28 protein-coding genes are annotated in these 25,403 nt (G+C 71.1%); 17 read left to right on the forward strand and 11 right to left on the reverse strand.

Translation table 11 applies throughout. The annotated features are described in order from the left end of the window. Positions 1–101: 101 nt before the first annotated feature. On the reverse strand, positions 102–980 hold the full coding sequence (locus C1I92_RS02745) for a helix-turn-helix domain-containing protein (RefSeq protein WP_199520890.1): 879 nt from the start codon (positions 978–980) through the stop codon (positions 102–104). Positions 981–1,023: 43 nt separating this feature from the next. Between C1I92_RS02745 and C1I92_RS02750 the strand changes: the two genes are divergently transcribed. The 5 genes from C1I92_RS02750 (at position 1,024) to C1I92_RS02765 (ending at position 4,185) form a co-directional block, all read left to right on the forward strand. After that, positions 1,024–1,515, forward strand: coding sequence for a VOC family protein (locus C1I92_RS02750; RefSeq protein WP_158563929.1), 492 nt, complete (start codon positions 1,024–1,026; stop codon positions 1,513–1,515). Positions 1,516–1,687: 172 nt separating this feature from the next. Then, positions 1,688–1,858, forward strand: a complete 171-nt coding sequence (locus C1I92_RS33620; RefSeq protein WP_158563932.1) for a hypothetical protein — start codon at positions 1,688–1,690, stop codon at positions 1,856–1,858. Continuing rightward, positions 1,855–2,163 (forward strand): hypothetical protein, encoded by a 309-nt coding sequence (locus C1I92_RS02755; protein ID WP_199520891.1) that lies wholly within the window; start codon positions 1,855–1,857, stop codon positions 2,161–2,163. The genes C1I92_RS33620 and C1I92_RS02755 overlap by 4 nt, the downstream gene beginning before the upstream one ends. Positions 2,164–2,305: 142 nt before the next feature. Beyond that, positions 2,306–3,673 (forward strand): NsdA family TPR-like regulatory protein, encoded by a 1,368-nt coding sequence (locus tag C1I92_RS02760; protein ID WP_146604999.1) that lies wholly within the window; start codon positions 2,306–2,308, stop codon positions 3,671–3,673. A 26-nt stretch (positions 3,674–3,699) separates the two neighbouring features. Beyond that, positions 3,700–4,185, forward strand: coding sequence for an SAM-dependent methyltransferase (locus C1I92_RS02765; protein ID WP_111253126.1), 486 nt, complete (start codon positions 3,700–3,702; stop codon positions 4,183–4,185). Positions 4,186–4,415: 230 nt separating this feature from the next. Here C1I92_RS02765 and C1I92_RS02770 read toward each other — a convergent pair whose 3' ends face one another. The 5 genes from C1I92_RS02770 to C1I92_RS02790 form a co-directional block, all read right to left on the reverse strand. Continuing rightward, on the reverse strand, positions 4,416–4,595 hold the full coding sequence (locus C1I92_RS02770) for a hypothetical protein (protein ID WP_111253127.1): 180 nt from the start codon (positions 4,593–4,595) through the stop codon (positions 4,416–4,418). 14 nt (positions 4,596–4,609) lie between these two features. After that, complete coding sequence (locus tag C1I92_RS02775) at positions 4,610–5,485, reverse strand: universal stress protein (protein WP_111253128.1); 876 nt, start codon at positions 5,483–5,485, stop codon at positions 4,610–4,612. Then, positions 5,482–6,168 (reverse strand): PIG-L deacetylase family protein, encoded by a 687-nt coding sequence (locus tag C1I92_RS02780; RefSeq protein ID WP_111253129.1) that lies wholly within the window; start codon positions 6,166–6,168, stop codon positions 5,482–5,484. The genes C1I92_RS02775 and C1I92_RS02780 overlap by 4 nt, the downstream gene beginning before the upstream one ends. A gap of 68 nt (positions 6,169–6,236) precedes the next feature. After that, positions 6,237–7,175, reverse strand: a complete 939-nt coding sequence (locus C1I92_RS02785; protein WP_111253130.1) for a universal stress protein — start codon at positions 7,173–7,175, stop codon at positions 6,237–6,239. A 19-nt stretch (positions 7,176–7,194) separates the two neighbouring features. Further along, positions 7,195–7,824: a hypothetical protein gene (locus C1I92_RS02790; RefSeq protein ID WP_146605000.1), complete on the reverse strand. Its 630-nt coding sequence runs from the start codon at positions 7,822–7,824 to the stop codon at positions 7,195–7,197. A 205-nt stretch (positions 7,825–8,029) separates the two neighbouring features. Between C1I92_RS02790 and C1I92_RS02795 the strand changes: the two genes are divergently transcribed. Then, positions 8,030–8,926, forward strand: coding sequence for a universal stress protein (locus tag C1I92_RS02795; protein ID WP_111253132.1), 897 nt, complete (start codon positions 8,030–8,032; stop codon positions 8,924–8,926). 112 nt (positions 8,927–9,038) lie between these two features. Here the strand turns inward: C1I92_RS02795 and C1I92_RS02800 are convergent, their stop codons facing one another. After that, a complete protein-coding gene (locus tag C1I92_RS02800) occupies positions 9,039–9,536 on the reverse strand; it encodes a flavodoxin family protein (RefSeq protein ID WP_111253133.1) in 498 nt (165 codons plus the stop codon). Between the two features lie 290 nt (positions 9,537–9,826). Here C1I92_RS02800 and C1I92_RS02805 point away from each other — a divergent pair, with 290 nt between their 5' ends. Beyond that, positions 9,827–11,530, forward strand: coding sequence for a sensor histidine kinase (locus C1I92_RS02805; protein ID WP_111253134.1), 1,704 nt, complete (start codon positions 9,827–9,829; stop codon positions 11,528–11,530). Here C1I92_RS02805 and C1I92_RS02810 read toward each other — a convergent pair. Further along, complete coding sequence (locus tag C1I92_RS02810) at positions 11,515–12,189, reverse strand: response regulator transcription factor (RefSeq protein ID WP_111253173.1); 675 nt, start codon at positions 12,187–12,189, stop codon at positions 11,515–11,517. The two genes, C1I92_RS02805 and C1I92_RS02810, sit on opposite strands and share 16 nt — an antisense overlap. A 152-nt stretch (positions 12,190–12,341) precedes the next feature. Here C1I92_RS02810 and C1I92_RS02815 point away from each other — a divergent pair, with 152 nt between their 5' ends. The 3 genes from C1I92_RS02815 to C1I92_RS02825 all read left to right on the forward strand — a co-directional run bounded on the left by C1I92_RS02815 (position 12,342) and on the right by C1I92_RS02825 (position 15,322). Then, positions 12,342–12,776, forward strand: a complete 435-nt coding sequence (locus C1I92_RS02815; RefSeq protein WP_199520894.1) for a pyridoxamine 5'-phosphate oxidase family protein — start codon at positions 12,342–12,344, stop codon at positions 12,774–12,776. 133 nt (positions 12,777–12,909) lie between these two features. Further along, complete coding sequence (locus tag C1I92_RS02820) at positions 12,910–13,491, forward strand: DoxX family membrane protein (RefSeq protein WP_111253136.1); 582 nt, start codon at positions 12,910–12,912, stop codon at positions 13,489–13,491. Positions 13,492–13,648: 157 nt separating this feature from the next. Further along, positions 13,649–15,322 carry a SulP family inorganic anion transporter gene (locus tag C1I92_RS02825; RefSeq protein WP_111253137.1) on the forward strand — a complete coding sequence of 558 codons (1,674 nt, stop codon included), beginning with the start codon at positions 13,649–13,651 and terminating at the stop codon, positions 15,320–15,322. Between the two features lie 30 nt (positions 15,323–15,352). Here C1I92_RS02825 and C1I92_RS02830 read toward each other — a convergent pair whose 3' ends face one another. Both C1I92_RS02830 and C1I92_RS02835 read right to left on the reverse strand, forming a co-directional pair. After that, entirely contained in the window at positions 15,353–15,763 is a 411-nt protein-coding gene (locus C1I92_RS02830) for an arsenate reductase ArsC (RefSeq protein ID WP_111253138.1), read from the reverse strand. 85 nt (positions 15,764–15,848) lie between these two features. Then, entirely contained in the window at positions 15,849–16,214 is a 366-nt protein-coding gene (locus C1I92_RS02835) for an ArsR/SmtB family transcription factor (RefSeq protein ID WP_111253139.1), read from the reverse strand. A 137-nt stretch (positions 16,215–16,351) separates the two neighbouring features. On the opposite strand from C1I92_RS02835, the gene C1I92_RS02840 reads away from it, so the two are divergent. Then, positions 16,352–16,546: a hypothetical protein gene (locus C1I92_RS02840; RefSeq protein WP_111253140.1), complete on the forward strand. Its 195-nt coding sequence runs from the start codon at positions 16,352–16,354 to the stop codon at positions 16,544–16,546. Positions 16,547–16,764: 218 nt separating this feature from the next. On the opposite strand, the gene C1I92_RS02845 is transcribed toward C1I92_RS02840, so the two are convergent. After that, a complete protein-coding gene (locus C1I92_RS02845; RefSeq protein WP_199520895.1) occupies positions 16,765–18,345 on the reverse strand; it encodes a helix-turn-helix domain-containing protein in 1,581 nt (526 codons plus the stop codon). A gap of 130 nt (positions 18,346–18,475) precedes the next feature. Here C1I92_RS02845 and C1I92_RS02850 point away from each other — a divergent pair, with 130 nt between their 5' ends. The 6 genes from C1I92_RS02850 to C1I92_RS02875 are packed head-to-tail and all read left to right on the forward strand — an operon-like array spanning position 18,476 to position 25,396. Next, positions 18,476–20,341 carry a siderophore-interacting protein gene (locus C1I92_RS02850; protein ID WP_111253141.1) on the forward strand — a complete coding sequence of 622 codons (1,866 nt, stop codon included), beginning with the start codon at positions 18,476–18,478 and terminating at the stop codon, positions 20,339–20,341. Positions 20,342–20,378: 37 nt separating this feature from the next. Further along, positions 20,379–21,365, forward strand: a complete 987-nt coding sequence (locus tag C1I92_RS02855) for an ABC transporter substrate-binding protein (RefSeq protein ID WP_199520896.1) — start codon at positions 20,379–20,381, stop codon at positions 21,363–21,365. Between the two features lie 41 nt (positions 21,366–21,406). Continuing rightward, positions 21,407–22,408 (forward strand): ABC transporter substrate-binding protein, encoded by a 1,002-nt coding sequence (locus tag C1I92_RS02860; protein WP_111253142.1) that lies wholly within the window; start codon positions 21,407–21,409, stop codon positions 22,406–22,408. Between the two features lie 11 nt (positions 22,409–22,419). Next, positions 22,420–23,460 carry an iron chelate uptake ABC transporter family permease subunit gene (locus tag C1I92_RS02865; protein ID WP_199520897.1) on the forward strand — a complete coding sequence of 347 codons (1,041 nt, stop codon included), beginning with the start codon at positions 22,420–22,422 and terminating at the stop codon, positions 23,458–23,460. Then, the gene (locus tag C1I92_RS02870; RefSeq protein ID WP_111253143.1) at positions 23,457–24,566 is read left to right on the forward strand and encodes a FecCD family ABC transporter permease; all 1,110 of its coding nucleotides are present in this window, start codon (positions 23,457–23,459) and stop codon (positions 24,564–24,566) included. The genes C1I92_RS02865 and C1I92_RS02870 overlap by 4 nt, the downstream gene beginning before the upstream one ends. Next, a complete protein-coding gene (locus C1I92_RS02875) occupies positions 24,563–25,396 on the forward strand; it encodes an ABC transporter ATP-binding protein (RefSeq protein WP_111253144.1) in 834 nt (277 codons plus the stop codon). The genes C1I92_RS02870 and C1I92_RS02875 overlap by 4 nt, the downstream gene beginning before the upstream one ends. Positions 25,397–25,403 lie beyond the last annotated feature (7 nt).

Consider the following 25,403-nt stretch of genomic DNA (forward strand, 5'->3'; position numbering starts at 1 on the left):
GCCCACCCAAGTCAGGCTCTGTTTCCGCTCCCACCGATGCCGGCGAGCATGTGTCCGAGGCGCTCGTGCGTGGAGCGGTCATCGACCCCCACGACGTTGGGCTACGGGTGAGTCCCGACCACGGCTGGGTCCGGGGTTCCGGCGAGGACGGCCAGTCGTAGCTTGGTCTCGTCGTCGGTGTCCGGCTCGGCGGTCAGGACGACGATCTTCCGGTCCGCGTCGCCGTCGGTCATGACGTCGCAGTCGACCGTGACCGGCCCGACCGCGGGGTGGGCGACGATCTTGCGATCCTCTCGATGTGCGCCGACCTCGCCGGAGGCCCACAGCTCGGCGAAGTGTTCGTTGCCCGCGACGAGGTCACCGATCAGGTCGGTGAGGCGGTCACTGGCTGGGAAGCGCCCGGTGGCACGGCGCAGGTCCGACGCCACGGCGCGCTCGATGGTGTCCTGGTCCAGTGACGTCACCGGCCAGTGCGACAGGTGCGGGCCGTCCTCATCGATGGGGAAGGTGTCGCGAGCGAAGTTGCGCAGCGCCGGAGGCTTCGACGACGGATCGCCCAGAAGCGCCGCCCAGGCGCGGTTCCACCAGATCAGCTGCCAGTCCGCGGCGAAGACCGCGGCGGCGGCGGTGTCGCCGAGCCGGATGAGGAGGCGGCGCAGGCCGGGCGGAATGTGGTCGGAGATCTCCGCCCGGGAGGGAGGGGCGAGGCCGGCCAGTCGATGGAGGTGGTCCCGCTCCTGGTCGGTGAGCTGCAGAGCGCGTGCGATCGCGCCGACCACTTGCGCTGACGGTGTGATGGAGCGGCCCTGCTCCAGACGCACCAGGTAGTCGACGGAGATCCCGGCCAGCTCGGCGAGCTCTTCCCGGCGCAGTCCCTTCGCCCGCCGCCCGCGTCCACTGGGCAGCCCTGCCGCCGCCGGCGAGACGCGGTCGCGCCACGCCCGCAAGGTGCGACCCAGTGTCGTCTCACGGGTGTCCACACGGCCGATTGTGGCTCATCGCCGGCGGGCGAGGGTGGTACTGGTGTTCCTACTGCCGGTCGGTCCCTGGTTGCCGGTCCGCCCGCGGCGCAGCATCGAACTCGTGAGCATTTCCATCTCCCACGACCATGTCGGGATCAGCGTGACCGCCGAGGATCTCGACGCCACGATCGCGTGGTACTCGGGCACGCTCGGTTTCACCGTCGATCAGCGATTCGACTCCCATGGCACGAGCTTCGTCTACCTCGTCAACGGCGACGTCAAGATCGAGTTGGTGGCGGGCGCGTCGAACCGCCAGGCGGCGGCCGACGACGTGCTGACGAGCATGGACCCGTCGCGGCTGCATCATCTCTGCCTCGCCGTCGACGATCTCGACGCGGCCGTGTCCCAACTCAGTGAGCGGGGCGTGGACCTCATCGGCGGGCCGATGCAGGTGGCCGACATCGGTCAGCGCATCGCGTTCATCACCGACAACCTCGGCACCATCATCGAGCTCGCCGAGCCCGGCACCTGGACGACCGGCCGACAGCACTGATCGAGGAGCGGGGAAACGAACGCGGGGCCGGGACCGGTCGGAAGAATCAGCGGAGAGTGCCACGCGGGTTCTACAGGCGGTCGTTGGCTCGCTGCCCGCTGCGACGAAGGATTGACGCAGCCCATGAAGCTCGGCCTCGAGTCGCCGAAGCGGGCGAGTGAGGAGGTGCTCCATGCTGCGACGCGACACCGAGTACGTGCTGATCTGGGACGGGCAGGCGCATCGATGGCTCGCGCGACCAGTCGAGCATGACGGCGACCGTCTGGTGATCGTCGGAAGCTCCGCGACGACGGTCGAACTCCCGGCCTGGAGTGGTCGCTTCGCCGACGGAGCGGACGAATGAGCCGGACGGAGATCCCGCGCCGGTTCGCCCTGCGCCGCGACCGTGACCGCTCAGGCGTGTCCGGAACCGGAATCGTCGCCTACGGCACGGCCTACGCCGGAGGCGCGGCGACGCTGGCGTGGTGCAGCGGGCCGGTCCGATCGGTCACCGTCTTCGCGTCGGTCGACGACATCGAACAGATCCATGGCCATGGCGGCGACTCCGTCGTCGTCTGGCTCGATCCCGGCGCCACAGATGAAGAACCGGTGACACCGTGGCCGGGTCCGCTCCTTCGCTGCCCGCCTGACGGGTTCAAGAGCAGGTGAGTCTTGCGGCGGTAGCCGACATCACGTAACGAGACGCAGTTCACTACCCTAGTGACAATGCGTCACCGAGGATTCGTGGTGTCAGATGACCGTACAGCGTTGGACCGGGATCGAGACCAGAGCGCTCAGGCACGCCCTGCGCATGAGCGTTCGCGACTTCGCCGAGCATCTCGGCGTGGCCATTCGGACCGTCTCCAAGTGGGAGAACCGGGGCGAGAACATCGCGCTGCAGCCGGGTACGCAGTCGATGCTCGACGTCGCGCTGGAGCGGTCGCCGGACGATGTCCGCAGCCGCTTCTCCGACCTGGTCGAGGCGCCCGTTGCACGCGCGGTTCCAGCTGAGGCCGGTGCGCCCCCGTCCGTCGTCGTCCCGGTCCTGGTCGACGGCCGCGTCGTGCTGATGCCGTTGCCATCGAGCGCGGCGCTGCTCAGTATGCTGCCTGGTGGCAGGCCCGACGAAACGCCGAGTGCTGGGAGCCCTGGGGTGGAGATCGAGCGCAGGCGGGCCTTGGGTGCGCTCGCGCTCGGCGCCGCGGCACTGGCGCTGCCCGAGGAGCGGCCGGGCCGGTTCCGCGTCGGCATGGGCGAGGCCGAAGCCGTCCTCGACATGGTCGGCCACCTCTCCCGAATGGACCAGCGCCGGGGCGGCGGGCACGCCCGCTCCGCGGCCGTCGAGTACTTCACCACGCACGTCGCGCCGCTGCTCGACGGCAACTTCCACGACGAGAACGTGCGTCGCGCGGTGTTCTCCGCGGCCGGCGAACTTGCCTATCTCGCTGGCTGGATGGCTTTCGACAGCGGTGAACACGAGGCGGCCTGGCGCGACTTCCGCACGGCGGTGCAGCTGGCCGAGGAGGCCGGCGACGCGCCGCTGGCGGGACACGTGCTGCGAGCGATGGCGCACCAGGCCGTCGATCTCGGGCAGCCCTCCCGCGCCCTGCAGCTGGCGCAAGGGTCCGTCGACGGCGACCGGTACGCCGCGGCCGCTCCGCGCGAGCGTGCACTGCTCGGCGTCGTCCATGCTCGAGCGCTGGCAAGTGCGGGGCGCGACGCCGAGGCCGCGGCGGCGCTGAACCGCGCCGAGGACGACCTCGCCGCTGCCGAGTCCGGCGACGAGGAGCCGGCCCGCGTGTTCTTCTTCGGCGAGGCCAGCCTCGCCCACGAGACCGCGTGTGCGCTGCGCGACCTCGGCGACCTGGCCGGTGCGGGAGCGCAGTTCACCCGCAGCATTCGCACCCGCAACACGAGCACCTTCACCCGCACGCACGCGGTCACGCTCGGGTACCTGGGGTCGGTGCAGCTGCGTCAGGGTGACGTGGACGCCGCTTGTGACAGCTGGTCCTCCTCGCTGGACGCGATGCAGGGCGTCGACTCCGGCAGGACCCGGCAGGTCGTCCTCGAGATGCGGTCCGCCTTGGCGCCGTTCCGCCGGGCCAAGCTGCCGGCCGCCCGCGACCTGGATGCTCGGGCGACGGACTACCTCGATACGGTGAGCGCGGCGGTGTCCTGACCGGCCGGCTCGTCCCGGGAGGATCGATGGTGGAGTCGTACGAGGTCGTGCCGGTGGCGCACGTCGTGGGCGGGCGCGTGGAGCCGACCGACGACTACTGGGGCGGCAGCCGCTCGATCATCCGGATCGACGGGTCGCGCTTCACGACCGACGCGGTCAAGGGGCTGGACGCGTTCTCGCATCTGGAGGTGGTGTTCCGCTTCCACCTCACCGATCCCGCGGATCTCAACCTCGGCGCGCGGCGGCCACGGGACAACCCGGACTGGCCCGAGGTCGGCACGTTCGGGCACCGCAACATGCGCCGCCTGAACTGGCTGGGTGTGTCCCGCTGCCGCCTCCTGCAGGTCGACGGGCTCGACCTGCACGTCGAGGACCTCGACGCCGTCGACGGGACGCCGGTGCTGGACATCAAGCCGTGGTTCGCCGTGATGGGGCCGCGCGGCCAGGTCCGGGAGCCTGACTGGCCGGCCGTGATGCTCGCGGACTACTACGCGACGCCTGCGGATCGGTGAGTCGTCACTGCCCGCGGCGCCCGTTGCCCGGCCGGGTGGCTCTCCATGCGTCGATCTCGCTGACCAGCCACAGCGGCGAGCGTCCGAGACAGCGAGCCGGCTGGGGCCGTGGAGTCGCTGGGCTTCGTGCACACGTCGCCCTGGCGCGGAGAACCGTGGGCGCCGACGCTCCCACCCGGTCGCCGGGGTGCGGGTCAGCGGGGGTCTGCAGTCCGTCGCGCCTGCGGCGCTCAGTCCAGGGCTTGGAAGGCCTCATAGACCATGAAAGCCGGCCAGAACAGGCCCTGCAGGATGGCCAGGACGTACTCCCAGAACGAGTCGGCCTGCTGCCAGAAGAAGACCAGCGCCCCGAAGATGCCGAGTCCGTAGATGGCGCCGCCGCCGGCGGCCGCGCGGTTGTTGTCGGCCATGAGAGTCCGCTTCCTCACGTGTGCACGACGGCGACCGGGCGGGTCGCGTGGTGCAGGACGGCGTGGCTGGTGGAGCCCAGCAGCATACTGCGCATCTCGCCGCGGCCACGGGAGCCGACCACGATCAGTCCGGCCTCCCGGCCGGCGTCGACGACGACACCGGCCGCGGGGCCGGCCTCGGCGCGGACGGTGACGTCGGCTCGCGAGCCGGTCGCCGCACGGGCGCGGGCGACCGCTTCCGCCGTCATGCCTTCCGCGTGCTGCCGTTCCGCCGCGGTGGCCCTGGCCAGCCCGTCGGCGTCGAAGATCGGCATGGCGAGCCAGTCCGTGCGAATGGCGGTGACGGCGACGACCGGGGCGTAGCGGCGGTCGGCCTCGTTCAGGGCGAACCGCAGGGCGGCGTCGCTGTGGGCGGAGCCGTCGACGCCGACGACGATGGCGCCGTCGCCGGGGCCACGGTGCGGCGGGACGACGACGGCCGGGCAGGTCGCGTGGGCGGCCACCCGGTTGCTCGCGGAGCCGAGCACCAAGGCGCCGAGCGTGCCGAGCCCGCGGGTGCCGACGACGACCAGCGAGCAGTTCTTCCCGACGTCCAGGATGGCCTGGGCCGCCGGCCGGACGACGAGGAACGTGTCCACGTCGACCAGCGGTGCTGCGTCCTTCACGCGCTGGCGGGCCTGGTCGAGCACCTGCATGCCGTAGGCCCGGAGATCGTCCGACGGCGGCAGGATGCCGGCGCCGAAGGGCACGGCCGCGACCGGCAGCCAGAGTCCGTAGACGACGTACAGCGGCGCCGCGCGCAGGCGGGCCTCGGCGATCGCCCAGTCGAGTGCGAGGCCGCTGCCGGGCGAGCCGTCGACACCGACGACGATGGCGTTCGAGCTGTTCATGACGGAGCTCCGTTCAGGGACGCGTCGCGAGCAGGATGCGATTCCGCGAGGATCGGGCTGAGCATGCGTTCGGTGCGCAGGACGATCAGCCGCTCGTCGGGTTGCTGGTGGCGCAGCCAGCGGCCGCGCAGGGGATCGTCGGCCGGCAGCCCGGCGTGGCACGCGATGGCGGCTCGCTGCCGTTCCCGGTCGGCGTCGACGACGAGGACCTGCTGGGCGCGACCCGGCTGGGGTGCGCGGAGGGTCCAGGCGTAGAGCGTGCTGCCGAGCCTCGTCGCGGCCCGGTAGGCCGCGCGCATCGACCGGACGTGGTCCGGGTGCGCGTCGGGCGCGGTGGCATCGACGGTGAGCAGGGCGTCGGCGTCGCGGCCGACATCGATGATCTCGTCGGCGAGCTCGTCGATCGTGACGGTCATGAGGGTGCCCGGGGCGTGCTCGAGAAGAGCGACGTCGGCCGCGCCCAGACGGCGAGTGGCTCGTGCGAGGTCGCGGGCGCGGTCCAGGCGGCGCCGGGGCACCGGATCGGTGCGCCGGCCGTGCGTCAGGCACACGATGTGCACCATCGTGCCGGCGTCGGCGAAGGCGGCGATGACACCACCGAGGGCGAACGTCGCGTCGTAGGGATGGGCGCAGACGGCGAGTAGCCGCCGCACCGCGGGCACCTGCTTCGTGTGCTTCGTCATGTCTCCAGCGTCCGGCGGTGCGAGTGGTGGGCGTAGAGGCGTAAGACCGTGAACGAGGGACTTTCGGCCTACGCGGACCGCGACGCCGCGGTGGTGGTCCGCGACGGCGTTCGTGCGCGGGCGGGGTGTACGACGGCGACCGGGCAGCGCGCATCGTGCAGCAGCCGCTGGCCGACCGAGCCGAGGATGAGTCCCGAGATCCGCCCGCGGCCGCGGGAGCCGACGACGACGACGAGCTGGGCGCCGGCGCTGGCTCCGGCCAGCTCGTCGCCCGGGTCGGCGGCGGACAGGCGGGTGCTCACCGCCACTGCGCGGTACCGTGAGGCGTAGTTCGCCAGCCGGGCGGCCAGCGTCGGCACCATGCCGCCGAAGTACCGCTCGGGGTGGCGGGGTTCGCCGAGGTCGGGCCGGCCGATGTGGACCACGCTGAGCGGGGCCTGACGCGCCAGCGCCTCCCGGAAGGCGAAGCCGAGCACACCGTCCGCCGCGCGGTCGTCGGCGACACCGGCCACGATCGGCCGGCCGGCGGCCGCCTGCGGCTCGGTTCCGACCACGACCACCGGGCAGCGTGCGTGTGCCGCTACGGTGGCGCTCACCGAACCGAGTGTCGCGGTCGCCACCGGGCCGCGTCGGCGGGTGCCGACGACCAGCATGGCGGCGTCAACGGAGTCCTCGATCAGCGCCGGCGCGGCGGCGCCGGGCGCGCGGCGTCCGGTGACGGTGCCGGGCCGCAGACGCAGCCGGGCGAAGGCCAGTGCGCGGTCGAGGTCGTCGTCTGAGGGATGCCGGCTCGGGTGGGCCGGCACCATGAACGTCTCGCCCGCGACATCGGGGCGGTAGGGCACGTACCGCTGCAGTTCGGGGGCGTCGGCGACCAGCACCACGCGCAGTGGCGCGCGGTGCAGCCGAGCGGTCGCCACGGCCCAGTGCAGGGCCGCTTCGCTGTCGGGCCGGCCGTCGATACCGACGACGATCGGCCGGGCGGTCGCTGTGAGCGTGTTCCACATGTCGGCCTCCGACGCTGACTCAGCGGGGGGTCCGGGCGGAACCGGCGGTCGGCGCCGGGGTGCCGGCGAGGATCGTGACCCGGGCGACGGCCCAGTAGCGGCTGAGCGCGGCCAACGCCGCGCGGATGGCCGGGCGCAGTTCCTCGCGCACCCGGACTGGCACCGGCCGCTCGAACATCAGCGAGACCTCGATGACGTCGTGGTCCGCGCTGATCTCCAGGCGCCGTGGCGACCTGAGTCCGTGTGGCCTCAGCACGTCGGCGACGGCTTGCCGGACCCGCCGGTGGGCGGTGGCCGACGTCGGCCGGACCGCCTTCGCAGCCGCGTCGACAACCCCCGTGGGCGAGCAGTGTGCGTCGGCGCGCGTCCACGGGCCCTCGACCGAGGGGTAGCCGCACAGCACCGTCGGCACCTCGGCGACGGTGGCGCACAGGAAGGGCCGGTCTCTGTCGACCGGCGGGTCCGGGCGCTCCCGGACGTGGACGAGGACATCGGCCATGTGGTCGGCCAGTGGGCACGTCCCGCCGATCGCGAGGGCGCAGCGCTCGCCACCGCGGCAGGTGTACACGGTGTGACCGGCGCGGCGCAGCCGGTCGAGGACCTCGACCGCGTCGCCGCCCCGCATGGATGAGGAGAGCAGGATACGCATGGGACTCACCTGTTCCTGAGCTGGACGGATTCGTGGGTGAGGTGCTCCGGGCCGCGGCGCCGACGCCACGATCCCTACGACCGACGCTACGGAGCGCCCATCCGGCCACCCAGGGTCGTAGGCCGGTCCGCCGCGGGACCTTCGCCCCCACGTCGTGGGCCACGCTGCTCTGCTGCACCGGCGGCGGACGAGGTGTGCTGGAGTCATGAGCACAGCACCCACTCGCACCGAACGACCGTTGACCGAGCGGCCCATCGTCGTCGGGCTCGACGGCTCTCCGAGCGCCCTGGTCGCGCTGGACTGGGCCGCCGCGGAGGCCCGGACGCGCGGCTGCGGACTGACGCTGGTCTACGCCCATCCGGGCGACCGGTACTCGCTGGCGGTCATCGACCTGGCTCCGCGGGAGCTGGCCGACGACATCTTCGATGAGGCGCTGGACCGCCTGACGAGTCAGGGGTTCGGCGACCTCGAGGTGCGCACGGCTCTGCGGTACGGCCTGGTGCCGCGGGTCCTGGTCCGTGCCTCGCTGCGCGCGCCGATGCTGGTCGTCGGCCGGCAGGGGCTCGGACGGTTCGCCGAGCTGGTCATGGGCTCGACGTCGCTGGCCTGTGCCGCCCACACCCGGGTGCCGCTGACGATCGTCCCGGACGGCTGGGCGCCTCCCGTCCGGCCCCGCGATTGCGTGCTGCTCGGCGTCGACGGGTCCGCCCGTGGCGAGGCCGCCGTCGAGTACGCCTTCGGCCTCGCCGCAGAGCGTCACGCGCGGATCGTCGCCGTCCACGCGATCCAGCTGCCCCTCGGCTACCCGGCCGACCGGCCGCTGCGCCCCGACGCCGCCCGGTACGAGGAGGCGGCCGCCGCAGCTTTCCAGTCCTCCGTCGAGCCCTGGCGCGCGAAGGTCCCCGAGGTCGACGTGACGACGGCGGTCGAGTACGAGCATCCCGCCGTGGCGCTCGCCCACTACGCGGCCGGAGCGGATCTCGCGGTGATCGGCGGCCGCGGCCACGGCCGGGTCACCGGCATGCTGCTCGGCTCGGTCGCCCGCAGCGTCCTGCGCCGCATGCCGATCCCCGTCACCGTCGTCCGTGACCGTAAGGTCTGACGCGACCGAGGCCGGCCGGTCACCGCTGCCCGGGTCGGACGCGGACCACTGCCTCGGGTGGGTCGTCCACGACCGGAGGGACAGCTCGGAAGATCTCCGGGTTCGGGACGCTTCAGGTCCGTGCCAGGCCGAGCTGTTGGCCCCAGCGGCGGGCGCGTTCCACCTCGCCGGCGGCGAGCGGCCCTTCCAGGTCGGTGACGTAGAAGCTGGTCGCCGCGGCGAACGGCCGGAAGCCTCGGCGGCGCAGCTGCCGTCGTGCGGCGTGCGCCGCGGAACCCGGCAGGTGCGGATGGTCGGCTTTCGTGTCGAACGTGGCGAAGAGTGTGCCGTCGCCGTGCGCGGTCGCGATCCAGTCGCGGATGCCGCCGGCCTTCGACGCCACGGTCCCGGCGCCGCGATCGGCCGCACTCTTGCGGGTGGACTCGCGGCTCATGCCGAAGGCGTGCGTCGGCCCGCCGACGACGAGCAGATCCACGCCGTCGACGGAGTCGTCCGCGGAGCCGACCTCGACGGTGTCGACAGTCATGGTCTCCGACAGGCCGTCGGCGATCGCCTCGGCGATCTTCTCGGTGTTGCCGAACATGGACTCGAAGATGACGAGTGCGCGCATGGCGGTCGCTCCTTCGACACTCGGACGGTGGTGTTCTCGATACCTCGACCCTCGACCCCCTGCCGGCGTCGCACCACCTTCGTTGGGCCTCTGACCTCGGGACCTTCGGCCCAGCCGGTTGCACGTAGAGGCGCGGTCAGCGGCGGCCGAGTTGTCCGCGCACGGTCAGGCCTGCGTTCTTCGGCGGTCCCCGTTGGACCTGCGTGTGGCCCTGCTGCCGCGGAGTCTTCTCGACTTCACCGGGGACACGATGGGAGACTGATCAGCGCGTCTGCAGGGGGTTGTCCGTGATGTCCGAGTCCGAACAGTTGCTGCCCAAGCTCCCGTTGGACGAGCTCCTGGGCGAGGTGCAGTCCCGCCTGCAGGCGGTGGTCGCCGCCCGCGACGGGGTGCACGCGCTGCTCGAGGCCGTGGTGTCGATCGGGCGCGACCTGGAGCTGGAGACCGCGCTGCGGCGCATCGTCGAGGCAGCCATCGACCTCGTCGACTGCCGCTACGGCGCGCTCGGCGTCATCGGCGACGACGGTCAGCTCGCTCAGTTCATTCCCATCGGGGTGACCGAGGAGCAGATCGCGCGGATCGCGCACTGGCCGCACGGCCGTGGACTGCTCGGCTTATTGATCAAGGAGCCGGAGACCCTGCGGCTGGCCGAGATCTCGGGGCACCCGGAGTCCTACGGCTTCCCCGAGGGACATCCGCCCATGCACAGCTTCCTGGGCGTGCCGATCCGGATCCGCGACGAGGTCTTCGGCAACCTCTATCTGACGGAGAAGAGGAACGGCCGCGACTTCGACGAGCAGGACGAGATCATCGTCAAGGCGCTGGCCACCGCGGCGGGCATCGCCATCGAGAACGCCCGGCTCTACGACGCGACGCGGCGGCGCGAGATCTGGCTCGACGCGTCGGCGGAGGTCACGCAGGCCCTGCTCTCGGGTAGCGAGGTCGGTGACGCGCTCGGGCTCATCGTCGCGCATGCTCGCGCGATGGCCGCCGCGCAGTCGGCCGTCGTCGTGGTGCCCAACGGGGCGGGGCGGCTCATGCGCGTGGTGGCGGCCGACGGTGAGGGGGCGGCGTCGCTCGCCGATCTCGAGTTCTCCGCGGCCGGCACGTTGTCCGCGGCCGTGCTGGAGTCGGGAGAACCGCGAGCCGTGAACGAGCTCCGGCTGGGGGCCGAGCCGTCGCCGCTGCTCGATCGCATGCCCGATGGTCCGGCGTTGCTGGTGCCCCTCGGGGCGCCGCCGCGGGTTCGCGGGGTCCTGGTGCTGGTGAAGTCGAAGGGTGAGTCGCCGTTCGTGGGGCCGGCAGTGCGGATGCTGCACGCGTTCGCCGGGCAGGCGGCCGTCGGGCTGGAGCTGGCCGATACGCGTCGGGAGGCCGAGCGGCACGGGCTGGTCGACGACCGCGAGCGGATCGCTCGCGACCTGCACGACGTGGTCGTGCAGCGGCTGTTCGCCAGCGCCATGAGCCTGACCGCCGTGGCCCGGCTGATCGACCGGCCGGACCTGGCCGCTCGCGTGCAGCACACCGTCGACGACCTCGACGCCACCATCCGGCAGATCCGCTCGACCATCTTCGCGCTGCAGTCGGCGAGGGACGACGTCGCGCCCACGTTGCGCGGCCGGCTGGTCGACATCGTCGAACCGGCCCGCGAGCAACTGGGCTTCGCGCCGGGTCTGCAGCTGATCGGCGAGCTCGACAACGCCGTCCCCGATGAGGTCGCCGAGCAGGTGATACCGGTGCTGCAGGAGGCGCTGTCCAACGTCGTGCGTCATGCCCGCGCCAGCCGGGTCGACATCGTCGTCGAGGCCTCCGCCGGCCGGCTGCGACTGACCGTCGCCGACGACGGTGTCGGTCTGCCCCAGGACGGCCGGCGCAGCGGGCTGGCCAACCTCACCGAACGGGCCGAGCGGCTCGGCGGATCGTTCGAGGCCGTGGCCGGCGACGCCGGTGGCACCGTGGTGCGCTGGGAGGTGCCGCTTCAGCCGTCGCGGTGATGCTCGGCCTTGAGCGTGGCCGCGAGCGCGGCGGCCTGGGTGCGGCGGCTCATATCGAGCTTGGCGAGCAGGTTCGAGACGTAGTTCTTGACCGTCTTCTCGGCGAGGAACATCCGCTCGCCGATCTGCCGGTTCGTCAGGCCTTCGCCGATGAGGTCGAGGATGCGCCGTTCCTGGTCGGTCAGCGCGGCCAGCGGATCGGCGCGGTTCGCCCGGTCGCGCAGCCGGGCCAGCATGCGGGCCGTGCTCTCGGGGTCGAGCAGTGACTGTCCCATGGCCAGCGTGCGGACCGCGCCGATGATGTCGGTGCCGTGCACCTGTTTCAGCACGTAGCCGGCGGCGCCGGCCATGACGGCGTCGAACAGCGCGTCGTCGTCGGCGAAGGAGGTGAACATGAGGCACTGCAGGCCGGGCAGCTGGGAACGCATCTCGCGGCAGACGGTGACGCCGTCGCCGTCGGGAAGGCGGACATCGAGGATGGCGACGTCGGGCCGCAGGGCGGGGATGCGGGCCATCGCCTGTTCGGCCGTGCCCGCCTCGCCGATGACCTCGATGTCAGGCTCGGTCTCGAGCAGCGCGGACACCCCGCGCCGGACGACCTCGTGGTCGTCGAGCAGGAAGACCTTGATCGGGCGGCCCTGGCCAGGTGCGGGCGACATCGGCTCGTGCGTGTTCACGACATCGACGGTACCGCTCACGGACCGGGCGCGGCCGGGACGAAGGTCCCCTTCCGGTGGGACCGAGTGCTCTGCCTCGAACTGGGGACCTTCGCCTCTGCGCAGGCACGCACGGGCGCCGGATGCTTGGCTCTATGAGTTCGTTGATCGACGTCGATTCCGCCGGTATCGAGAAGCTCGGCCGGCCGGCCTGCTACGCGTTGCTGCGGTCGGTGCCGATCGGGCGGATCGTGTTCACCGAGGCCGCGCTGCCGGCGATCCAGCCGGTGAACTTCGTCCTCGACGGCGACGACGTGATCATCCGCACGGGCATGGGGTCCAAGCTCGCCGCTGCGACCCGGTCGGCCATCGTCGCCTTCGAGGCCGACGAGTATGACGCGGACACCCTGACCGGGTGGTCGGTGGTGCTCATCGGGCGCGCCGATGCCGTCGGCGACGAGCCTGAGCGGCGCCGCCTCGCCACCCTCGGGCTCACCCCGTGGGCGCTGGGGGAGCGGCCGCACTACATCCGCATCCGGCCCGAGATCGTCCGCGGCCGGCGTATCCCCACCCGGCCCGCGGCTCTGTGAGGCGACAGTCCCTCGGCGCAGAGCCGAAGGTCCCATCAGGCGACGACCTTGGACAGCAGCGCCGAACCCGCCCCCGGCGGTGGACTGGAGTCAGCGCCGGAGAGGCCGGCGACATCCAGAAAGGGCAGGGACGATGACCACGTCCAGCAGCCACGACGCGCCGATCCGGAACCTCCCGCGTCAGCGCACCGCGCCGGTGACCACCACCGGCACCGACCACCCCGACGTTCGTCCCGTTGCACTCCAGTACGTCCTGGCCGTCCTGCGGCTGGCTCTGGGCTGGACGTTCCTGTGGGCGTTCCTGGACAAGACGTTCGGCCTGGGCTACGCGACCCCGAGCGAGAACGCCTGGATCGACGGCGGCAGCCCCACCACCGGGTACCTGTCCGGTGTCGAGGGCCCGTTCGGCGACTTCTTCAACGACCTGGCCGGCACCACCTGGGTCGACTGGGTCTTCATGATCGGCCTGCTCGGCATCGGGCTGGCGCTGATCCTGGGCATCGGCATGCGCGTGGCCGCCGTGGCCGGTGTGCTGATGCTCGGCATGATGTACCTGGCCTCGCTGCCCCTGGACAACAACCCGTTCATGGACGAGCACATCACCGAGGCGCTCATGATCGTCGTGCTGGCCCTGACGTTCTCGGGTCGCTACCTCGGACTGGGCCGCTACTGGGAGCGCATCCCGTTCGTGCAGAAGAACCGCTGGCTCATCTGAGCCGACGCAACACCTGCGCCGGGCCCGGCACACCGGGCCCGGCGTTTGCGTGTGCGGCCGGAGTGTGACCCCGGATCGGCCGACTTGGCGTACCTGCCGAGGAAGGCCAGACTGATGCGACTGGCCAGGAGGTTCGCTGGAAGGAGCCGAGCCTGAGATGCGGGGACTGGTGCCCGGCTGGGTACGCGGTTACAGCCGCACGTGGCTGCGCGGCGACGTCCTCGCCGGCGTGACGGTGACGGCGTACCTGGTCCCGCAGGTGATGGCGTACGCCGAGTTGGCGGGTGTGCCGGCGCAGGCCGGCCTGTGGGCCGTGGTGGGCGCCCTCACCCTCTACGCGTTTCTCGGCTCGTCACGGCTGCTGTCGGTGGGTCCCGAGTCGACCACCGCGCTCATGACCGCGGCCGCCCTGGCCACGGTCGCCGGCACCGGGACAGACGTCACCGCCGCCGCTGCCGCGCTCGCGTTGCTGGTGGCCGGCTTCTGCGTGCTCGGCTGGCTGCTCCGCCTCGGTGCCCTGGCAGACCTCTTGTCCCGCCCGGTCCTCGTCGGCTACCTGGCCGGGATCGCCGGGATCATGGTGTCCTCGCAGCTCGGCAAGCTGCTCGGCGTGCCGGAGGACGCCGACGGCTTCGTGGCCGAGGTCCGGGAGGTGTTCGGGGAGCTCGACCAGATGCACGGGCCGACGGCCGCGCTCAGTCTGATCACGCTGGCCGCGATGCTGGTGGCCGCCGCGCGCTTCCCGCGTGCGCCGGTGGCCCTCGTGGGGATGCTCGGTGCCACCGCGGCCGCCGCCATCCTCGACCTCTCCGATCGCGGCGTGCGGCTGGTCGGCGAGATCCCCGGCGGCTTCCCGGTGCCCGGCGTTCCCGACATCGGCCTGTCGGACCTGAGCGCCATGCTGGCCCCGGCACTGGGGATCGCCTTCGTGGGTTACACCGACAACATCCTCACCGGCCGCGGGTTCGCCACCCGGCACGGGCAGACCATCGACCCGCAACGCGAGCTCCTCGCCCTCGGCGCCGCGAACCTCGGGGCCGGCGCGCTGCAGGGGATGCCGGTGAGCAGCAGCGGAAGTCGCACCGCCATCGCGGACGCGGTCGGCGGGCGCACCCAGCTGACCGGCCTGGTGACGGTGGCGTGCACCCTGCTGGCGCTGATCACCCTGAAGCCCGTCCTTGCGGCCTTCCCGCTGGCGGCCCTCGCGGCCGTCGTCGTGTACGCCGCCACCCGGCTGGTCGACGTGGCCGAGCTGGTCCGCTTCGCCCGGTTCCGCCGCAGCGAGCTCCTGCTGGCCCTGGCCACGACGGCCGGCGTGCTGGTGCTCGACGTGCTGCTCGGCATCGTGGTCGCCATCGCGCTCTCGGTGCTCGACCTGCTGCGCCGGGTCGCCCGGCCGCACGACGCGATCCAGGGCATCGTCCCGAGCCTCGCCGGCATGCATGACGTCGACGACTATCCGTCGGCGGAGGTGATCCCCGGCCTGCTGGTCTACCGCTACGACTCGCCCCTCTTCTTCGCCAACGCCGAGAACTTCCGCAGCCGGGCCCTCGCCGCCGTCGATGCCGCGACCGAACCCGTGCGCTGGTTCCTCCTCAACGTCGAGGCCAACGTCGAGATCGATGTCACCGGCGCGGACGCGGTGGAGTCGCTGCGCGCCGAGCTGGAGCGGCGCGGCATCGTCCTCGCCCTGGCACGCCTCAAGCAGGATCTCCGCGACCAGCTGGCCCCGACCGGGCTCCTCGGCCGCATCGGCGAGCAGCACATCTTCCCCACATTGCCGACCGCGGTCGAAGGCTTCCGTGCCTGGGAACGGGAGGAACACCCGTGACCAGGGCGCCGGATGGCCCTCCCGAGGGGGTCAGCCCGCGCTCTCCTTCAGGGACGCGATGAGCGCCTCGACGCGGCCACGGATCTCGTCGCGGATGGGGCGGACGGCCTCGATGCCCTGGCCGGCCGGGTCGTCCAGCTCCCAGTCCTCGTAGCGCTTGCCCGGGTAGAACGGGCAGGCGTCGCCGCAGCCCATGGTGATGACGACGTCGGACTCCTGGACCGCCTCGTCGGTGAGGATCTTCGGCTGCTCCGCGGCGATGTCGATGCCGACCTCGGCCATCGCCGCGACGGCGACGGGGTTCACCTGGTCGGCGGGCGCGGAGCCGGCCGAGCGGACCTCGATGTCGCCGCCGGACAGGTGGCTGAGGAATCCTGCCGCCATCTGAGAGCGGCCGGCGTTGTGGACGCAGACGAACAGCACGCTGGGCTTGTCGGTCACCTGGGCTCCGTGTCGGTGAGGTCGGCGAGCAGCGCTCGGACGCGGCCGTCGCCACAGCCCATCGTAATGACGACGTCCGTAGGGCTCACTGGCCCAGGGTCAAGGCGTCGCGGATGGCTGTGAGGCGCTCGGGGATCACGCGGTAGTAGACCCAGGTGCCGCGCCGGTCGCCGGTGATCAGCCCGGCGTCGCGCAGCAGCTTGAGGTGGTGGCTGGTGGTGGCCGCCGTCTTGCCGATGCTCGCCGAGAAGTCGCAGGCGCAGACCTCGTCGGCGTTGAGCAGCATCGACAGGATCTTCACTCGCGCCGGGTCGGCCAGTGCCTTGAACATGCCGGCCAGCAGCGAGGCGTCGTCGTCGCTCATGGCCGAGGTCGGCGTGCAGCAGTCGTTCAGCACCGGTAGCGGTCGTGCGGTCGCGGGTGCCTCGGGGCCGATCGTCGCGGTGCTCATGGTGGCCTCAGCCTACTCGTTGGAGTGGTCTGTTTCGAAGATCTTCGCAGCATTGCTTTGAGATTCTTCGAATCAGTGTTTAGATGAACGTCGAAACACGGTCTGGATGTTCCAGCCCGCGAGCTGGAGGAGGCGTCATGTACCCGTACCTGCCCGAGGTCATCGCGACCGAACGCCGGCGTGATCTCCTCGCCGAGGCGGCCCGTCGGCGGCTCGTCGCCATCGCGACGTGCTGCCGCCGCAGCGGCTTCGCCCGAGCCGCCGACCGGCTGCGCGCGGCGTGGGCCGCGCTCACCGCGAGCCGCGGCGCCGCCTGCTGCGCGACCGCCTGAGCCCACCCATACGCGGAGAGAGGAGGTGGCGACGATGGACTGCTGTGACGACCAGACCACCGACTGCTGCGACACCGGCTGCTGCTGACGTCAGGGGTGGCGACACTGGACCGCGGCCATTGTCGCCATCCACCACGCAGACCGGGCGAGCGCCGGCCCGCCCCAGGTCGATCGGCCGTTGACGCCGAAGGCGCAATGCCGGTAGCCGGAGCAGAAAGCTAGCGCTTCGCCGCCTCGCGTTCTTGGTACTCGCGTGGGGAGAGCCCGTGGAAACGGGAGAAGGCGGCGCTGAAGTTGGGCAGGTGGGCGTAGCCGACGCGGCGGGCGACGGCGCTGGGCTTGGCGCCGCCGGCCAGCAGGTCGCGCGCGATGCGCATGCGGGCCGCGTAGCGCCAGCGGGCGAAGGTCATGCCGGTCTCGTCTCGGAAGGCGCGGTGGACCTCGGCGGGCAGGTCGTAGGCGGTCGATCGATCGCCGGCGCCGACCGTGCGCAGGAAGTCTGTCGCGGCGGCGTGCGCACGCCGGTCGGTCGGCATCGGCGCGGTCCGCGCGCGCTGAGCGGCGAGCTGCTCGCGGAACAGCTCGAGGACATGCCCGGTGTCGTAGCCGTCCGGTCGCAGCAGCGATCGGGCGCTGACGGAGCAGAACATGAGGTAGTCGTCCCAGGCCGGCGAGAACTGGACCTGCAGCGGTTCTGTCAGCCGCAGCTCGCCGGTGCCCGCGGTCCCGAGCGGCAGCGAGATCGAGTCCTGGCGAAGACCCGTGACGTGCTCCACGCCGGCCGGGATCCAGGTCGCGACGCCCCGGCGTCGTTCGTAGCGGCGATCGCCGATGTCCAGATACCCGCTGCCGCGGTACACCCAGCTGAGCACATGAAGGTCGTTGGCGTGCGGGGCCGTGCGTGCCGCTGGGAGCAGCCCAGGCGCTGTGGCCGAGACGCGACCCTCCCGCACCATCGTCACGAGGTCGTCGGCCTGACGCGCGGCCGTCACGCGCTGCGAAGGATCGCCGATGGCGTGGTGTGCGGAGAGCTGCCGGCTGAACTCGTGGGGCGTCGGCCCGAACTGCTGTTTGAACGCGCGGGTGAAGCCGTTGCGGCTGGCGAAGCCCACCCGCGCGGCCACCTGGTCGACACCGTAGCCGGCGGCCAGGAACTCGACGGCCGCGCTCAGCCGGCAGCGTAGCCGCCACTGTTCGAAGGTGAGCCCGGTGTCGGCGAGGAAGTCGCGGCGCAGGGTGCGTGGGCTGGCGAGCACCCCCGCCGCCCAGTCCTCGACGCTGTGGTCGAGCGCTGGGTCGCGGATGAGCTGCTCCGCCACCGCTCTGGCGCCGGAGGCTCTCGGCATCGCAGGCGGCTCGAGTGCGGGGGACGGGGCGCCCCCGCTTCGCTGCGGCGCGGGTCGTCGCGAGCCGGGACGGCGGAGAAGGTCGATCAGCCCGTCGTGTGAATAGCCGCGGCCGGCCAGCGGCGTGACCATGAGGTTGAAGTGCTGGATCAGCCAGTCCCGCCAGCCGTCGGGGACGTCGAACCACGTCGGCTCGGTCGGCGCCCCTGCGCCCACGCTCGCGTGCGGCGACAGCGGGAAGGCGACGGTACCCGGCTCGGTGACGATCTCGCGGCGGTTCCAGCCGTCCGCGGGGATCCAGACGCCTTCGCCGTCGGCGATGCGGAACTCCACGGCGTCGTCGATGCGCACGTGCGCCGTGCCGGTGCGGACCCAGATCAGCAGCGCGTGCCCGGGATGCCCTCTCGAGTCGGCCCGTGCGGACGGGATCGACGGCGGGGGTGCGGCAGCCACTCCATAACTATATGGCAGTTTACGCACACCATTGGAGGCAAGGCTTACCTAAGGTTATCCGAGGGCCTTCCCCTCCATGGTGGAGCGCGGCCTTCAGACCTGAAGTAGACCAGAAAGGCCCGCCCTCAGCATGCCGAAGACCTCGCGCCGGCTCACTGTGCACCCCCTGACCCTGCGGGAGGTCGCGGTCGTCCGGGTGGTGGACCTTACGCCGGCGATGCGGCGGATCACGCTGGGCGGCGAGCAGCTTCGCGCGTTCACCTCGGCGAACGGCTTTCCGCAGCCGGCGTTCGACTCCCCGGGGTTCGACGACGACATCCGTCTGGTGTTCCGCTACCCCGGCCACGTCGAGCCGGTGCTGCCGGTGCAGCGGGAGAGGGGCGTAGACCTGCCGAGAGACCCCCGGCCGCTGTCGAGGGTGTACACGGTGCGTCGCTGGGACCCCGAGACCGGCGAGCTGGACGTGGACTTCGTCAAGCACGGCGTCGGCGTGGGCGCCACCTGGGCCTACCGCGCCCAGGTCGGTGATCGCATCCATTTCTACGGCCCGAGCGCGTCCCGCGCGCTCCCGCACGACGCGGACTGGCTCCTGGTCGCCGGCGACGACACGGCAATCCCCGCGATCGCCCGTCTGCTCGACGAGCTGCCCGACGACGCGCGGGCGCAGGTGTTCGTCGAGGTCGCCGAGGACGCGCACCGGCTGGAGCTGCGGGCGCTGCCGCACGTCGAGGTGACCTGGCTGGTCCGCGACGGCGCCGAGGCGGGCACGACCACCCTTCTCCGGGACGCGGTCAGGGACGGCGCCTGGTGGGACGGCCGGCCGTTCGCATGGCTCGCGGGGGAGCACACGGCGGTGCGGGATCTGCGCCGCCACCTGGTCGAGGAGCGAGAAGTCCCGACGGAGGACATCGAGTTCAGCGGGTACTGGCGGCGCGGCGAGGTCGTCGCCCTGGCGACCGACGAGGCGGTGCCCGACCCCGAGAAGTCGATGACGCCGTTCGAGAAGCTCCATGAGCTGACCGAGCTGATCCGGCCGCTGGCGATCCGCACCGCCGTCGAGCTGGGCGTTCCGGAGCTGATCTCACGCGGCGTCACAGGCGTGGCGGAGCTGGCCGGCCGGACCGAGAGCGACGAGCGGGCGCTGGGCAAGCTGCTGCGCTACCTGCACGCCGTGGACATCCTGACCGAGCCCGAACCCGGCCGCTACGGCCTGACGGCGGTGGGCGAGGTCCTGACCAACGAGTTCGTCGCGGACGCTCTGCATCCCGCCGGGGTGGCGGGTCGTGAGCTGGCCGGCATCTACGGCCTCACCGAGTCGATCCGCACCGGCGGGCCGTCCTACGCCTCGGTCACGGGGCAGACCTTCGCGGACGTGCGAGCCGAACAGGACTACGAGGACCGCTACCTGGAACGACTGGCGAGGTTCCAGCCCGCGCTGGCCGAGCCGATCGCCAAGTCCGGCCTGCTCACCGACGTTCGGCATCTGGTGGTCCACTCCGGCGGCGCGGGCGCCCTGGTGCGCGAGTTCGTCGCCGCTCACGAAGACCTGCGCGTGACGATCTGCGCGCTGCCCGCCCAGGCCGACTGGCTGCGCCGCGACCTGCCCGACACCATTCCCGACGAGCGGCAGCGCGCGCGGGTCACCGTGGTCGAGCAGTCCGTCTTCGAGCCCAGCCCGGCGGCGGACGCGGTGTTGATCAGCCGCGCGTTCAAGGCGCTGCCCGACGCCGATGCCGCCCACGCTCTGCGCCGGGCATCCGAGAACCTCCTCCCGGACGGCCGGGTGCTGCTGATCGAGGACGTCCTCGACGCCGACGACCTCGACGAGCACGACGGCGAAGCAGACCTGATCGCGCTGACCTGCCACGGCTCCGGCCTGCGCACCGCCGCCGAGCTCGACGCAGTCATCGCCCGGGCCGGACTCGTTCGCCACGCCGCACACACCGTCGGCTGGGGCACCGCCGTGCACGAACTGGTGCCCGCCGGCACCCGCTGACGTTCACCCCGACGATGAAGAGGAAGAAGAACACCGCATGACCACGACACCCCTGAGACGGCGCGGCGCGGTCCTGGCCGCCGCACTCCTGAGCACTGCGCTCGTCCTCACCGCTTGCGGTGACGGTGACGACGAGGACGACACCGGCGACGCGACCGCCGAGACCCGCAGCGTCACGGCCGAGAACGGCACGATCGAGATCCCGGCCGACCCGCAGCGAATCGTCACGATCGGCAACACGACGATGCCGTTCATCGACCTCGGCGGCGAACCGGTAGGCGTCACGGAGGCTTCCGCCTCCGAGCTCGTCTCCATTCCCGCAGAACAGAAGGCGGCGTACGAGGGTGCCGTGAACGTCGGGTCCGAGGAGATCGACCTGGAGAAGCTCGCCAGCCTCGAGCCGGACCTCATCCTCGTCCAGTTCCACTCGAGTGACTGGGATGAGGTCGGCACCCAACTGGAGTCGGTTGCTCCCACTGTCTACTGGGGGCTCGACATCGAGTGGAAGGCCTTCGCCGACGCGATCGCGGAAGCCGGCAACCTGACGGAGGGGTTGAACGAGCAGAAGGCGGAGTTCGAGGAGAAGGTGACCGGAATTCAGGAGGAGTACGGCGAGATCATCGACGGTACTTCGTTCGTCGACGTCTCCCGCGGGGACTGGAACGATCCCGGGACCTTCTACATCGCGGACATCGGTTGCTCCGAGATCGCCAGGGACGACCTCGGTCTGGACCTGCCTGAGGCCGCCGAGGGCGAGGATCCGCTGGCCTACACGAATCTGCCGTTCGAGCAGCTCAGCAGCCTGGCCGAGTACGACGTGATCACCTATCCCGTCGATGCCGAGGGCCATCCGACCGAGCCGTTCCAGGCGGTGACCCAAACCAGCACCTGGAAGGCGCTGCCTGCCGTGACCGACGGTCGCGCGCTCGGAGTCTTCTGCTCCGGCAACAACTCCTACGGGCCCGTCCTGCAGTACCTGGACTCGCTGGACAGCGCACTGGCGTCCCTCCAAGCCAAGGAGTGACAGATCCGCCCCGCGCAACCAAGAGAGAGAAGCACGCATCCATGATCACTGCACCGCCACGACGACGCGGCGCGGCGCCGGCCGCCGTACTCCTGGGCGTCGCGCTCGTCCTCACCGCCTGCGGCAGTGACGCCGATGCTGGCACGAGGGCCGACGAGACCCGCAGCTTCGAGGCCGACAACGGCACCATCGAGATCCCCGTCGATCCGCAGCGGATCGTCGCGATCGGCTCGGCCGCTACCTACCTGAGCCTTGGCATGGAGCCCGTCGGAATGCCACGGGCTTCAGGCAGTGAGCTTCCGTGGCTCTCCGCGGAGGAGAAGCAGATCAACGAAGCCGCGGTCGATACGGGTGAGGAGGTCGATTATGAGACGGTCGCGAGCCTCGAGCCGGACCTCATCGTCGTCCACGAGCCCTCTCACATATTGCCGGGGTACAACGAGGAGCGGTTTCAGTCGATCGCACCCACCGTCTACATCGAGCAGGACACCGCCAACTGGAAGTCCCAGTACGAGCGACTTGCTGACGCGGTCGGCGAACTCGACAACTTCGAGGCCGACAAGACCGAGTACGAAACGCTTGCCGCGGACGTCAAGGACGAGTACGCCGACCTTCTCGATTCCACGACCTTCATGGTCCTGAACCGCTGGAGTGGTGGAACGAATCCAGGGGAGACGGGAACGATCTTCTTGGAATACCCCGATTCCTTCTGCACGAACTATGCCGGGGATGCGGGGTTGAAGATCCTCCCCGATAGTCCGCCGACCAGCGAAGAAGAAGACACCGGCAAGGACTTGTCCATGGAGCAGCTCAGCGACACTGTGGCGGACGCGGATGTGCTCATCTACCCCCTCGGGCCCGATGGGAGCGTGAAGCCCGAGTTCGCGCCGGTGCTGGATTCCAACATCTGGAAGTCGCTTCCGCAGGTGCCGGATGGCCGGGCCATCGGCGTTCAGTGCCGCACGATCTACACCTATTCGGCCAAGATCTCGAACCTGGAGTCGCTCGAGGAGGCGCTCGCAACGCTGCCCGAGGCCGGATGACACTCACGGACATGGAGGGAGCGGCGACCCTCGACACGAGAGTCGCCGCCCCGGTCTCGCACCGACGCCGCCGTGTCGTCGGGCTGGCCGCCGCCCTCGTCGCGTTGATGGTGCTGACGGTGCTCAGCGTCATGGTGGGGTCCAAAGCGATACCGGTCGCGGTGATCTGGGATGCGCTGTTCGACCCGTCTCCTGACGCCGATCAGTTCGCGGTCCGCGACTATCGGCTGCCGCGCACGATCGTGGGCTTGGCCGTCGGGATCGCGCTCGGCCTGTCAGGCGCGTTGATCCAGGCGCTGACCCGAAATCCCTTGGCCGATCCGGGCATTCTCGGCGTCCACGCCGGAGCGTCCTTCGCGGTGACCCTCGCCGTGGGGTGGCTCGGCGTCCGTGACATCCAGGGCTACATGTGGTTCGCGTTCGCGGGGGCGTTGCTCGTCACGCTGATGGTGCTGGCTCTCGGTGCGACGCGCCAGGGCTCCTCGCCAGTGGTCATGGTGCTCGCCGGGGTCTGCCTGGGCGCGGTGCTCGGGGGCGCCAGGGAGGCGCTCCAACTGACCGACCCGGAGGCATTCGATGCGATGCGAAACTGGAACGCCGGTTCGATCGCAGGCCGCCCGCTGGAGCTGCTCTGGCCGATCCTGCCGTTCTTCGCACTGGCGCTCGTGCTGACCTTCGTGGTCGCCGGCCCGCTCAACGCGATGGCCCTGGGCGATGAGCTGGCTGCTGCGCAGGGTGTCCAGCTGGCGCGCACTCGCGTCCTCGCGATCATCGCGCTCACCCTGCTCGCGGGAGGGGCCACCGCGATCGCCGGACCGATCGGGTTCGTCGGTCTGATGGTGCCGCACGTGGCCCGGTGGATCGTCGGACCCCACCAACGCTGGATCTTCGCCTACAGCCTCCTCCTCGCGCCGAGCCTGCTGCTGGTCTCCGACATCCTCGGGCGGGTCGTGCTGAGGCCCGGTGAGATCCAGGTGGGTATCGTCACCGCCTTCGTCGGCGCGCCCGTACTCATCGCACTGGTGCGGCGGAAGAAGGCGAGCGGACTATGAGCGCAGGCGCTTCGTCTCGGTCGCGGTTGGCTCACACTCACTTGACGGGCGCGGCACCCGCGGAGCGGGTGGACTTCGGGCGGCGGGTGCTGGTCTTGCGCCGCTGGAAGGTCGCAGTGCGAGTCGAGTGGCGCTCGGTCACGGTCTGCGCGGGGCTCGCGCTCGCGGTCGCCTGCATGGCGGTGCTCGCGCTGATGACCGGGTCGTACCAACTCAGCCCCGGGCAGGTCGTCTCCGCGCTGACGGGCGGGGAGACGGGGCTGGTGCACGACGTCGTGGTCGAGTGGCGGCTGCCACGGGTGGCCGCGGCGGTGGTGTTCGGCGCCGCACTGGGGGTGAGCGGCGCGGTGTTCCAGTCGATATTGCGCAATCCGCTCGCCGACCCCAGCGTCATCGGGTTCTCCCAGGGCTCCTACACCGGCGCGCTGATCGTGATCCTCGTCGTCAACGGCACCTACCAGCAGTTGGTCGGCGGGGCGTTGCTGGGTGGCATGGCGACCGCCGTCGCCGTGTACGCCCTCGCCTACCGACGAGGGGTGCAGGGGTTCCGGCTGATCATCGCCGGCATCGGCGTCTCGGCCATGCTGGGGTCGCTGAACACCTGGCTGATCCTCAAGGCCGACCTGGACCAGGCGATGTCCGCCGCCGCATGGGGCGCCGGATCGCTCAACGGCGTGGCCTGGAACCAAGTGATCATCGGGGGCGTCTGCATCGCCGCGCTCCTGCTCGTGGCGGGCATGTTGAGCCGCCCGATGAGGCAGCTGGAACTCGGCGACGAGGCCGCCGCCTCGCAAGGCGTGCGGGTCTCGCCGGCACGGCTCGGCCTCGTCGTGGTGGGCGTCGCGCTGACCGCGACCGTCACGGCCGCGTCGGGGCCGATCGCGTTCATCTCCTTGGTCGCACCGCAGATCGCCCGTCGGCTCGCCCGCACGGGCGGGATCACGTTCGCCCCCGCCGCCTTCGTCGGCGCGCTGCTGTGCCTGGCGGCGGACTACATCGCCCAGCACGTCGCCCCCACTCCGCTGCCGGTGGGGATCATCACCGTCATGCTCGGCGGCGGCTATCTCGGCTGGCTGCTGTTCACCGAAGCCAGGAGACGCCTATGAACACTCACACACGACTCCACGTGCAGTCGGCGACGATCGGCTACGACAGACGCGTCATCTCCCGGGACCTGTCAGTAGCGATCCCCGATGAGTCGTTCACGGTGATCGTCGGGCCGAACGCGTGCGGCAAGTCCACCCTGCTGCGCGGCCTGTCACGACTGTTGAAACCGTCAACCGGGCAGGTCGTCCTCGACGGCGCCGATATTCACTCCTTCAAGACCAAGGAGGTGGCACGCCGGGTCGGGCTGTTGCCGCAGACCTCGATCGCGCCGGACGGCATCACCGTGGCGGACCTGGTGGCCCGGGGCCGGTATCCGCATCAGGGCTTCATGCGGCAGTGGACCGAAGCCGACGAGCAGGCCGTGGCCAGGGCGATGGACCAAACCACGGTCAGCGACCTGTCGAGCCGTCTGGTGGACGAGCTGTCCGGCGGGCAGCGCCAGCGGGTGTGGGTGGCGATGGCGCTCGCGCAACACGCCGACATCCTGCTGCTGGATGAACCGACGACCTTCCTCGACATCGCCCACCAGATAGAACTGCTGGAGCTGTTCAGCGACCTCAACCGGGCCGGCCACACCCTGGTCGCCGTCCTGCACGACCTGAACCAGGCCGCCCGCTACGGCAGCCACCTGATCGCCATGAAAGACGGCCAGGTCGTCGCCGAAGGCACCCCCGATCAGGTCGTCAACGCTGAACTGGTCGAGGAGGTGTTCGGCCTGCGCTGTCTCGTGGTGTCGGACCCGGTGGCCGGCACTCCGCAGGTCGTGCCACTCGGCCGCGGAGAACCCGGCAGAAGCTCGCGGCCAACCGGTACGGAAGTAGAGACGTGACCAATGG

Origin of the sequence: Jiangella anatolica (assembly GCF_003236295.1) — a bacterium.
GTDB classification, from domain to species: Bacteria; Actinomycetota; Actinomycetes; order Jiangellales; family Jiangellaceae; genus Jiangella; species Jiangella anatolica.